The organism is Bradyrhizobium sp. (assembly GCF_035484855.1).
Classification (GTDB): Bacteria; Pseudomonadota; Alphaproteobacteria; order Rhizobiales; family Xanthobacteraceae; genus Bradyrhizobium.
On the sequence record NZ_DATHOP010000185.1, the window covers coordinates 1 to 10,735 of the forward strand.

Sequence of the window (10,735 nt, forward strand, 5' to 3'; positions counted from 1 at the left end):
CTTCTTGGCACGGCCGAGCATGTTGAGGGTGACGTTCTCGAGCTTGATGCCGAGGTCTTCCGAGATGGCCTGACCGCCGGTCAGAACTGCGATGTCTTGCAGCATGGCCTTGCGACGATCGCCGAAGCCGGGAGCCTTGACGGCGGCAACCTTCAGACCGCCACGCAGACGGTTGACGACGAGGGTAGCGAGCGCTTCGCCTTCGACGTCTTCCGCGATAATCACAAGCGGCTTGCCGCTCTGCACCACGGCTTCCAGCAATGGGAGCAATTCATTTAACTGAGACAGCTTCTTTTCGTTGATGAGGACGTAGGCATCTTCCATTTCAACGCGCATCTTGTCGGCGTTGGTAACGAAGTAGGGCGAGATGTAGCCGCGGTCGAACTGCATGCCTTCAACGACGTCGAGTTCGGTCTCGAGCGACTTGGCTTCCTCAACCGTGATGACGCCCTCGTTGCCGACCTTCTTCATGGCGTCGGCAAGGAACTTGCCGATCTCGGCATCGCCATTGGAGGAGATGGTGCCGACCTGGGCGATCTCCTCGTTCGAGGTGACCTTCTTGGAGTTCTTGACGAGGTCGGCGACCACGGCTTCCACCGCCAGGTCGATACCGCGCTTCAGATCCATCGGGTTCATGCCGGCGGCAACCGACTTGGCGCCTTCCTTGACGATCGCAGCCGCCAAAACGGTTGCGGTCGTGGTGCCGTCGCCGGCCGCATCCGCGGACTTGGAGGCGACTTCGCGCACCATCTGGGCGCCCATGTTCTCGAACTTGTCGTCAAGCTCGATTTCCTTGGCGACGGTGACGCCGTCCTTGGTGATGCGGGGCGCGCCGAACGACTTGTCGAGCACGACGTTGCGGCCCTTGGGGCCGAGCGTCACCTTGACCGCGTTGTTCAGGATTTCGACGCCGCGCAGCATGCGATCGCGGGCATCGACGCCGAATTTGACTTCCTTAGCTGACATATTTGATTTTCCCTGAGTTGATATCTGTCTTCACCCTTCGAGAGGCGCCTCACAGGCGCTCCCCAGGGTGAGCGTGTGCGAGTTGTGGCTTAAGCGGCCTTCTTCTTGGCGGTGGGCAGATCGGTGAGAACGCCCATGATGTCGCTTTCCTTCATGATCAGCAGCTCCTGGCCGTCGATCTTGACTTCGGTGCCCGACCATTTGCCGAACAGCACGCGGTCGCCGACCTTGAGGTCGATCGGGATCAGCTTGCCGGCTTCGTCGCGGCCGCCGGGGCCGACGGCGGTGATTTCGCCCTGCGAGGGCTTTTCCTTCGCGGTGTCCGGGATAATGATGCCGCCAGCTGTCTTTTCCTCGGCGTCGATGCGCTTGACCACAACGCGGTCGTGAAGCGGACGGAATTTCATGCAGTCCTCCTAAGCTTTTGAAGATGTTGTCGATGTTCTGAGAATTGGCAGTCCCCACCAGCGAGTGCCAGCGTGGCCGCAGTGGACATAGGCCAGACTTGTTGTGGGGACAAGGGCTTCTAGCAGAAAAATTGGCACTCAAATATGGCGCCTGCCAATTTTGTTCATCATCATTAATTCGGGCCGCCGGACCCCGAACCCCGTATTAGCAGGTGCGGTAAGCTGCTGCTAACGCGAGAATTTTCAACAATTAGTTAAACATTTAGGCTTGTGATGGGTTGGTCACGTGCGTCACATTTCTCTCATGTGAGCGCATCTCCACCGGGTGGCTCCCCGGTCGGCAGCCACCGACGGAAAATGCGCTCCTTAAATGGAGGTTGGCATGGTCTCGCGGGTTGGGGTCGTTTCCGAGGATTTCCGGAAACAGGTGCTGGGTTATGGGCTGACGACGGCGCAGATTCTGTATCGGATGCCGGATCATCCCTCGCTTTTGCAGACGTATGTCTGGCAGGACTACGATCTGTTTCCGAAATTCCCGAGGCTGAAGGATTTCCTCTCCTTCTGGGAAGAGAAGCTGGAAGGCCCGCTCTACGCGGTCACGGTAGCGCATTCCAAGCTGATCAAGCCGGCCGAACTGCGCGCCGTCGACGGCGTGTTCCGGCTGCATTGACCGCGAACCGGGTAGGGTGGGCAAAGCGCTTGCGTGCCCACCATCTTTGTCAGGCTGTCGCTGCAAGTCGGTGGGCTCGCTGCGCTTAGCCCACCCTACGAAGCCTGATTTGTGCTAGCATTCTCCCGCATCACGCAAAGGGAGAACGTCGATGGCCAGCAAGAAGCCGAAATCGCGGGCAGCGGCCCGCATGCCTGCGCAGAAGAAATCGCCGGCGCGCAAGAGCGCAGCCAGCAAGAGCGCCGCCAAGCCCAGCGCGCGCAAGAAGCTCAAGGCCAAAGGCCGCGCGCCGGCCCCCGCCAAGCGGGCGCGTCCGAAACAGCGGATCGCCATCAGCCATCACCGCGAAGAGGATTTCAAGGCCGACGGCCTGCGCACCTACGCGAAGTATCGCGACCTCGGCTTTGCGGATGCCACCCACGGCTTGGCGCATGCACAAGTGATCCGCCTGATCGGGCCCTGCAACCCGGCCGAGGTTTCAAAACTGCATTTCCACGATCTCGACTTCCAGATGGTTTATGTGCTGAAGGGTTGGGTCAAGACCTACATGGAAGGGCAGGGCGAGACCTTGATGCAGCAGGGCAGCGCCTGGACCCAGCCGCCGCGCATCAAGCATCTGGTCATGGATTATTCCGACGACGTCGAATTGCTGGAAATAGTCCTGCCGGCGGAATTCAAGACCGTCGAACTCGCGGCATGAGGCCAGCGCGCCTCGATCAGGCCTGGACGGCATAACGATTGTGAGGCGCACCTATCGCGAGGATATCGACTGGCTGCGCGCCATCGCGGTTCTGGCGGTGGTCGCGTTCCATTTCGAGGCGCCGGCGGTGTTCGGCGGCTTCGTCGGCGTCGACATCTTCTTCGTGATCTCGGGCTATCTGATCACCGGGATCATCGCCTCCGAAGTCAAGGACGGCACGTTCTCCTTTGCGCAGTTTTACGAGCGAAGGGTGCGGCGGCTGTTGCCCGCGCTCTATGCGATGGTGGCGCTGACTGCGATCCCGTCGTTTCATTATCTCCTGACCTCCGAACGCGCGGAATTCTTCCGCTCGGTCGCAGCCGTCGTCACCTTCACCTCGAATTTCTTCTTCTGGCTGCAGACCGGCTATTTCGACCATGCCGCGGTGGAAAAGCCGCTGCTGCACACCTGGTCGCTCGCGGTCGAGGAGCAGTTTTACCTGGCGCTGCCATTGTTGCTCTGGACGCTGCTTCGATTTGTGCGCGGCCGCGTCGCGCTGCCGCTGGCGCTGGCAGCCCTCACGCTGGCCTCGTTCGCGCTCGGCATCTGGCTGATGCGGACCGACCGCTCCGCGACCGCCTTCTTCATGAGCCCGCCGCGGGCCTGGGAATTCCTGATCGGCGGGCTAGTCGCAACCCCTGGCTTCCCGGTGCTGCGCCATGCGCTGGCGCAAAATATCGCGCGCGGCATCGCGCTGGTGCTGCTCGCGATCCCGATTTTCTCGCTGCGGCAGGGCCCAGGCTTTCCCGGCTTCAATGCGCTCACCCCGTGCATTGGCGCTGCGATGTTCATCTGGAGCGGCATCGGCGTGCCGACGCTGGAACGAAGTCGGTATTCGCCGCTAAATGTCGCAAGATTCTTCGGGCAGATTTCCTATTCGCTCTATCTCTGGCACTGGCCGCTGTTCACCTTCGCGCGGTTCTCGAAAAGCGGCCTGGTGCTGGATGCCACCGACAAACTTGCGCTGTTCGCGCTGACGGTTGCGATCTCCTGGCTGTCGTGGCGCTTCGTCGAACAGCCGTTTCGCGAGCGCCGGCTGGCGCCGACGCGAGGCACCGCGTTCCGCATCGCAGGCCTGGCTTCGATCGTGCTGCTGGCCGGCAGCGCCGGCGGATGGTTTTCGAGCCGGACGCCGTCGGATGCCGACCGCGCCGCGCTGCAGCTCGAATCCTACAACGACTTCGACTACCGGCCGCTCTACCGCGTCGGCAGCTGTTTTGAGCCTGCCGGCGGGGTGCTCGACGCATCCTGCCTCGCGCTCGCCCCTGGCAAGACCAATCTGCTGTTGTGGGGTGACAGCCTCGCCGCGCATTATTTCCACGGCTTGCGCGCAGCGACCGATCCGCAAACGACAAACATCTTGCAGGCGACGCAGGCCGCCTGCATGCCGACCTTCAACGCCTCTGCCCAGGGCACAGCGGCCTGCCGCGATTTTGCAACCCAGATGGACAGCTTCTTTGCTACTCACAAGCCCGATCTCGTCATCCTCTCCGCCGACTGGCTGGAATATTCCCGTCCGCCGCGGTTCGACGGCATGATCGCCGACCTCCGGCAGACGATCGCAAAGCTCAACGCATCAGGCATATCAGTGGTGCTGCTCGGCCCGGCCGTGCAGTTCAGGTCGAGGCTGCCGTCGATGCTGATGCGCGCCCATCTGCGTCAGGTCGAGCCGCTTGCGGATGATTTCGTCCTGCCGGATATCTTCGTGCTCGACCGCACCATGCAGGCGGCGCTCCCGGCGCACGAGAAGTTCTCCTATCTCTCGGTGCTCGATGCCGTCTGCCCGGCACGGCAGTGCCCCATCACCATCGACGGCGGCATTCCCTTGGCATGGGATCATGCGCATCTGACCGCGGAGGGATCGGAATATGTGATGGGGAAGGTGACGCCGCTATTGGGGTTGAAGAAGTAAACCGTCATTCCGGGGCGATGCGGAGCATCGAACCCGGAATCTCGAGATTCCGGGTTCGCCCCGCGGGCGCCCCGGAATGACGAGCTACGTCAGCACCCCGACGATCGCGCCCATCAAACACGTCGTCAGCGTGCCCGAGACGATCGATTTCAGCCCGAGCGAATTGATCTCGTGGCGGCGTTCGGGGGCCATGGTGCCCAGCCCACCGATCATGATGCCGAGGCTGCCGAAATTGGCAAAGCCGCACATCGCATACAGCATGATCAGCCGCGAGCGCGGATCGAGCGCGTCGGTGCCGAGTTTCGATAGATCGACATAGGCGATCAGCTCGTTGAGCACGGTTTTCGTGCCCATCAGGCTTCCCGCCGTGATCGCCTGCGACCACGGCAGGCCCATCAGCCAGCATACCGGCGCCATCAGGTAGCCGAGCATCCGTTGCAGTGAAATCCCCGCGCCGCCGACGTTGGGCAAGAGTCCGAGAATAGCATTGGCGAGATAGACCAGCGCCACCAGCACGATCAGCATCGCGACGATGTTGAGTAGCAGTTCGAGACCAGCGGTGGTGCCCTTGACGATCGCATCCATGGTGGAAGAAGCATGCAATTCGGGATCGCCCAGCCCGCCGCCGGTGCGCTGTTCGGTCGTCTCCGGCACCATAATCAGGCTGACCAGGATCGCCGCCGGCGCGCCCAGCACCGACGCGATGACGAAATGTGCCGCCGCATCCGGGATCAGCGGCGCCAGCAGCGTGGCGTAGAGCACGAGCACGGTGCCGGCGATGCCGGCCATGCCGCCGGTCATGACCAAAAACAGTTCACTGCGGGTGAGTTGCGCCAGATAGGGCCGGATGAACAGCGGCGCTTCCACCATGCCGAGGAAGATGTTGGCCGCCGTCGACAGGCCCACCGCGCCGCCGACGCCAAGCGTGCGCTCCAGCACCCACGCCATGCCGCGCACCACCGGCGGCAGCACTTTCCAGTAGAACAGCAGCGTGGTCAGCACGCTCATGATGAGCACGACGGGCAACGCCTGGAATGCGAGAATAAAATCCGCGCCCGGCGTCTTCAGGTCGAACGGCAGCGTGCCACCGCCGAGATAGCCGAACACGAAGGACGTGCCGGCGCGCGAGGCCGACGAAATCGCCCCGACCGCGTCGTTGATGACGCCGAATCCATGCGCGACGAACGGCAGTTTGATCAGTGCCACGGCGGTCAGGATGGTGACGAAAAGGCCGATGGCGGCCTGTTTTGGGGAAACGGCGCTGCGGTTCTCGCCGAACGCCCAGGCGATCGCGAGCAACGCGAACATGCCGAGCAAGGATTGCAGCTGAAGCATGATTCCCCCGAAGGCCCGGGACGATTATGACGGCATCGCCGGCGGGAGCGCAATGCGCCGGTAGCGGCCTTGCATCAGCCGGCGGCTGCGAGACCGTCGTGCTGCCCGGCGCGACGCATCATCGGCGCGAACAGTTTTAGCATCAGATACGCCGCGAACGCCGGCGCGATGAAACCGGGACCGGGTATTTGTAGATTGCCGAACAGCAATTGCAGCGCCGGCGCCCAGAACACCAGCTGCACCAGCCGCCGTCCGGTCGCATCGAGTTGGCCGGCCGCCAGCAATGCCACCGCCGCAAACGTCAGCGGCAGCAGATCGTAGGCGCCCATATAGGGCGAGGCGCAAACCGTGCAGGCGAGAAACAGCGCGCGCAACAATCGCGGATCGGCATCCCGGCGATAGCGGAACGCGACCGCGACAGTGGCGACTGCCGCGAATGTGAACGCCAGCTGGATCCCTTCACTGACCCGGTTGCCGAGCAGTCCGCGGAGGTTCATGAAAATCGTGGGATGAAACGGCATCGCGGTGCCGGCGGAATCGGCGAGCACCTCGCGCTGCAGCGGCAGCGCCTTGACGATGTAGTCGTGCCAGCTCGCCTCGCCCCCGAGGGCTATGCTGGCCGCGATCAGCGCCAGCGAGGTCGCGCCGGCCGATAGAAACACCCGCCAGCGACCCGAAGCGATCAGCGCGAATGGAAACAACAGGCCAAGCTGCGGCTTGACCGTCAATAGCCCGATCAGGACGCCGGCGACCAGTGGTCGCTTGTCGAGCGAGGCGAAGATCGCGAGCAGGGCGGCTGATGTCAGGAACGAGCTCTGGCCCGAGATCACGCACAACAGCGCGGCGGGCGATACCAGTGCGACCGCGAGAATGCGAAGGGAAACCTCGCGACGTCCCGCCAGGTAGAATGCGAGATACCCGATCGCGAACCAGGCGATCAGCGCCGGGAAGTAGGCGAGGAAGCCGAACGGCGCCATCACCACCAGCGCGGTCGGTGGATTCGGCCAGTTCTGTCCGGGGTAACCGGGACCGAGCAGGCTGGCGAGCGCGTCGTTATAGGTCGCGACATCGTAGAAACGCGCAGGGTCAGTATCGAACAGCGCGCGGCCATACATCCACAGATTCAGGAAATCTCGCCCCAGCACGAGCGTGGCCTTGTCGCGCGGATAAGGCCAGGTCCAGGTGGTGGTGCAAAGATAAGTGAGCAGCGTGAGGGTAAACAGCGCGCCGCCGAGCAGCAGCAGCGCCCGCAGGAACTCGGCGTTGTCGGGATCGTCGGTTTCCGGCGCAAGCGCCATGAAGAACCGGCGAATGCCGCCCACCGCGGCCGCACGGTCCCGATCGGACAGGTTTTGGTGTTGCATCGGGATCCGGCCCTCAAAAGGCATGCCGCGGCCGAACCGGCGGGCAGGGCGCGGCGGCGGCAGATTAGGAGCCGCCACTTAAGATATTCTTTAGGGGAAGCCTGCAAAGCTTGCGCGGATCGCCTGTCCGGGGCCTGGCGCCCCGTTCCGCGACACTCTTGGCAGCAGCGGGTTTTGGTCGATGATTGCCGTCGTTATCCCGGCCTACCGCGCGGCGGCGACGATTTTGCCGGTGATCTCGGCGATCGGCCCCGAAATCGAGCTGATCGTCGTGGTCGATGACGGATGCCCCGAGGGCACGGCGCTCTCGGTCGCCAAAAGCTGTCCGGATTCGAGGGTGGTCGCCCTGATGCATGGCGACAACCGTGGTGTTGGCGCGGCGTTCCTCACGGGCATGCGATACGCGATCGAGCGCGGCGCCGATATCATCGTCAAGATCGATGCCGACGGCCAGATGGACCCCTCGCAGGTGCCGGCGCTGATTCACCCGATCGCCGGCGGCCAGGCTGACTACGTCAAGGGCGACCGCTTCTTCTTCCTCACCAATGCGAGGTCGATGCCGAAAGCCCGGCTGTTCGGTAATCTCGCGCTGTCGTTCATGGCCAAACTCTCCAGCGGCTACTGGACCATCATGGATCCGACCAACGGCTTCTTCGCGATCCAGGCCCGCGTCGCCGAGCTGCTCGACGACGAGCGCATCGCCAAGCGGTTCTTCTTCGAAACTGACTTGCTGTTTCATCTCGGCCTGATCCGCGCCAAGGTGGTCGAGTTTCCGATGCGCGCCTCCTACGGCGACGAGGTTTCGAGCCTGCGCATATCGCAACAGCTGGCGCCGTTCCTCGCCGGACACCTGCGCAATACGCTACGGCGGATTCTCTATCGCTATTTCTTCCGCGAATTCTCGCTCGCCTCGATCCAGCTTGTCGCGGGCGCTGCGCTATTCGGCTTTGGCCTGATGTTTGGATTGTACCACTGGTGGTCGGCGCCGCCGGAGCAGTTGGTGCCGACCGGCACCATCATGATCGCGGCGCTGACATTTTTGATCGGATTCCAGCTGCTGCTGTCATTCCTCAACTACGACATCAGCGCCAGCCCACGCGAACCGCTGCATCCGTTCCTCAGCCGCGCGCCGTCACGCGCGGTCCAGGAGTCTGCGAAGCCAGCCGAGGCCGGCGCGGAGCAGCCGGCGCGGCGGCAGGCCTAGCGAGCCGCTTTCTTCGTCATGGCCGGGCAAAAGTGCGAAGCGCGTCTTCGCGCAGATGTCCCGGCCATCCACGTCTTTCTTGTTGCGATGTCTGCGAAGACGTGGATGCCCGGGACGAGCCCGGGCATGACGAGGTTTGCATGACCGCCGATTTAATTGGCGAGAAGCTCAGCCCCGCCCGACGAACGGCATCTTGCTGGCCATCACCGTCATGAACAGCACGTTGGCGTCGAGCGGCAGCGTCGCCATGTAGGCCACCGCATCGCCGACCGCCTTCGCATCCATGCGCGGCTCCGGAATCTTGCGGCCGTCGGGTTGCAGCACGCCGTCGACCATGCGGTCGGTCATGGGCGTTGCCGCGTTGCCGATGTCGACCTGGCCGACCGCGATGTCGTAGGCGCGGCCGTCGAGATTGGTCGCTTTGGTAAGACCGGTGATGGCGTGCTTGGTCGAGGTATAGGCCGAAGAGAACGGCCGCGGCGCGTGCGCCGAGATCGAGCCGTTGTTGATGATGCGGCCGCCGCGCGGGGTCTGGTCCTTCATGATGCGGAAGGCGTGCTGGGTGCAGAGGAACGGTCCGGTGAGATTGGTATTCACCACCGCCTGCCATTGCGCCAGTGAAAGATCCTCGAAATTCACCGGCGGGGCGCCCATGCCGGCATTGTTGAAGAGCACGTCGAGCCGGCCGTAGGTCTCCATCACCTTGGCGAACAAAGCTGCGATCGAGCCGGGATCGGTCATGTCGGCGGAGACGGGGAGGCTCTTGCCGACATTGTCGCCGAGTTTCTGGGTTTCCTGCAGCTTGTCCATGCGTCGTCCGGCAAGCACGACGGTAAAGCCGGCCTTCATCAGCGCCATCGACGCCGCGCGTCCGACACCGGTGCCCGCGCCGGTCACCACGGCGATCTTGTTTGCTGCCTCGGTCATGTTTCCTCTGCCTTTTCGTTCTTGGTTATGTTTCCGCCTTGTAGGGCGGTCGTGGGATATTCTGGTGTGCCGCGCGCAGCGCCGCCGACCAGCGCGAGCGCAAATCGTGGAAATAGGGCTCGCCGGCCTCGATGCGGTGGTTCAGATCGGCCTCGCAGACGTCCGAACGCACCACCAGCACGTCGATCGGGAGGCCAACGCCGAGATTGGAGCGCATGGTCGAATCCATCGAGATCAGGCTGGTCTTCAGCGCCTCATACAATTCGACATCGTAATGCATGGCGCGGTCGAGCACCGGTTTGCCGTATTTGTGCTCGCCGATCTGCAAATAGGGCGTATCGGTGGTGCATTCGATGAAGTTGCCGGCCGGATAGACCATGAACAGCCGCATCCGCGAGCCCTTGATCTGGCCGCCGAACAGAAACGACACGTCGAAATTGATGTCCTCGGACTGCAGCGCGGTGCCTTCGGTGGCATGGACCGCGCGGATCGCCTTTCCGATGCGCTGGGCAGCTTGGAACATGGTCGGCGCGTTCATCAGGGTCTCGACCTCGCCGGTGTGCGGGTCTTCCATTCCCTCGGTCAGGGTCGACAATACCGACTGGCTGATCGCGAGGTTGCCGGCGCTGGCGACCGCCATGATGCGTTCGCCGGGCTTGGAGAAGATATGGAGCTTGCGGAAGGTCGAGACGTTGTCGAGGCCGGCATTGGTCCGGGTGTCCGCGATCATGACCAGCCCGTCCCGCACCAGAATTCCGCAGCAATAGGTCATTTCGGTCCTCGAAAGCAGACGGCGCGAAATTACTAACCAATTTCGGCCGATCGTCCAACCCTAAATCCCGGGGGCGTGTGTGGCTGACCGGGAGGGCGGTTCAGCGCGCGGCCATCGCCAGTCGCGATGCTGCCAGGGAGGGCAGGGAAGAGCGAGCCATTTCGGATTCGATTTTCAAAGAGCCGGCCGATTCAGCCCCGTCATTGCGAGCGCAGCCAAGCAATCCATCTCACCGCGAAAAGAAAGATGGATCGCTTCGTCGCTTCCGCCTTCGCTCTCTGAGCTACGGCGGACAAGTCGCTTCTCGCAATGACGGAGAACAAGCTTCCGCATTCTCGCGACGCGAATGCGCCCGAGCCGTTGCATGAACTGACCCTCAAAAGAACAGAGGGCGCAGAGAAGGCCGGGTGCCAGCGCGCACCCGCGGCCCGTGTGCATT

10 protein-coding genes are annotated in these 10,735 nt (G+C 62.9%); 4 read left to right on the forward strand and 6 right to left on the reverse strand.

Annotated elements, in window-relative coordinates; all coding sequences use genetic code 11:
- Both groEL and VK804_RS20930 read right to left on the reverse strand, forming a co-directional pair.
- Positions 1–966, reverse strand: a 966-nt coding sequence (gene groEL / locus VK804_RS20925) for a chaperonin GroEL (RefSeq protein ID WP_325373761.1), incomplete at its 3' end; no start/stop codon positions are given.
- An 89-nt stretch (positions 967–1,055) separates the two neighbouring features.
- The gene (locus VK804_RS20930) at positions 1,056–1,373 is read right to left on the reverse strand and encodes a co-chaperone GroES (protein WP_325373763.1); all 318 of its coding nucleotides are present in this window, start codon (positions 1,371–1,373) and stop codon (positions 1,056–1,058) included.
- 382 nt (positions 1,374–1,755) lie between these two features.
- Between VK804_RS20930 and VK804_RS20935 the strand changes: the two genes are divergently transcribed.
- The 3 genes from VK804_RS20935 to VK804_RS20945 all read left to right on the forward strand — a co-directional run bounded on the left by VK804_RS20935 (position 1,756) and on the right by VK804_RS20945 (position 4,694).
- Entirely contained in the window at positions 1,756–2,043 is a 288-nt protein-coding gene (locus tag VK804_RS20935) for an usg protein (protein WP_325373765.1), read from the forward strand.
- A 151-nt stretch (positions 2,044–2,194) separates the two neighbouring features.
- On the forward strand, positions 2,195–2,743 hold the full coding sequence (locus VK804_RS20940) for a cupin domain-containing protein (RefSeq protein ID WP_325373767.1): 549 nt from the start codon (positions 2,195–2,197) through the stop codon (positions 2,741–2,743).
- Between the two features lie 40 nt (positions 2,744–2,783).
- A complete protein-coding gene (locus VK804_RS20945; protein WP_325373769.1) occupies positions 2,784–4,694 on the forward strand; it encodes an acyltransferase family protein in 1,911 nt (636 codons plus the stop codon).
- An 84-nt stretch (positions 4,695–4,778) separates the two neighbouring features.
- On the opposite strand, the gene VK804_RS20950 is transcribed toward VK804_RS20945, so the two are convergent.
- Both VK804_RS20950 and VK804_RS20955 read right to left on the reverse strand, forming a co-directional pair.
- Entirely contained in the window at positions 4,779–6,029 is a 1,251-nt protein-coding gene (locus VK804_RS20950; protein ID WP_325373771.1) for a NupC/NupG family nucleoside CNT transporter, read from the reverse strand.
- 74 nt (positions 6,030–6,103) lie between these two features.
- Positions 6,104–7,393, reverse strand: a complete 1,290-nt coding sequence (locus VK804_RS20955; RefSeq protein ID WP_325373773.1) for a glycosyltransferase family 87 protein — start codon at positions 7,391–7,393, stop codon at positions 6,104–6,106.
- Between the two features lie 181 nt (positions 7,394–7,574).
- Here VK804_RS20955 and VK804_RS20960 point away from each other — a divergent pair, with 181 nt between their 5' ends.
- On the forward strand, positions 7,575–8,597 hold the full coding sequence (locus VK804_RS20960; protein WP_325373775.1) for a glycosyltransferase family 2 protein: 1,023 nt from the start codon (positions 7,575–7,577) through the stop codon (positions 8,595–8,597).
- 168 nt (positions 8,598–8,765) lie between these two features.
- On the opposite strand, the gene VK804_RS20965 is transcribed toward VK804_RS20960, so the two are convergent.
- On the reverse strand, positions 8,766–9,524 hold the full coding sequence (locus VK804_RS20965; RefSeq protein WP_325373777.1) for an SDR family oxidoreductase: 759 nt from the start codon (positions 9,522–9,524) through the stop codon (positions 8,766–8,768).
- A gap of 25 nt (positions 9,525–9,549) precedes the next feature.
- Positions 9,550–10,296 carry a peptidase gene (locus VK804_RS20970; RefSeq protein ID WP_325373779.1) on the reverse strand — a complete coding sequence of 249 codons (747 nt, stop codon included), beginning with the start codon at positions 10,294–10,296 and terminating at the stop codon, positions 9,550–9,552.
- Positions 10,297–10,735: the final 439 nt, after the last annotated feature.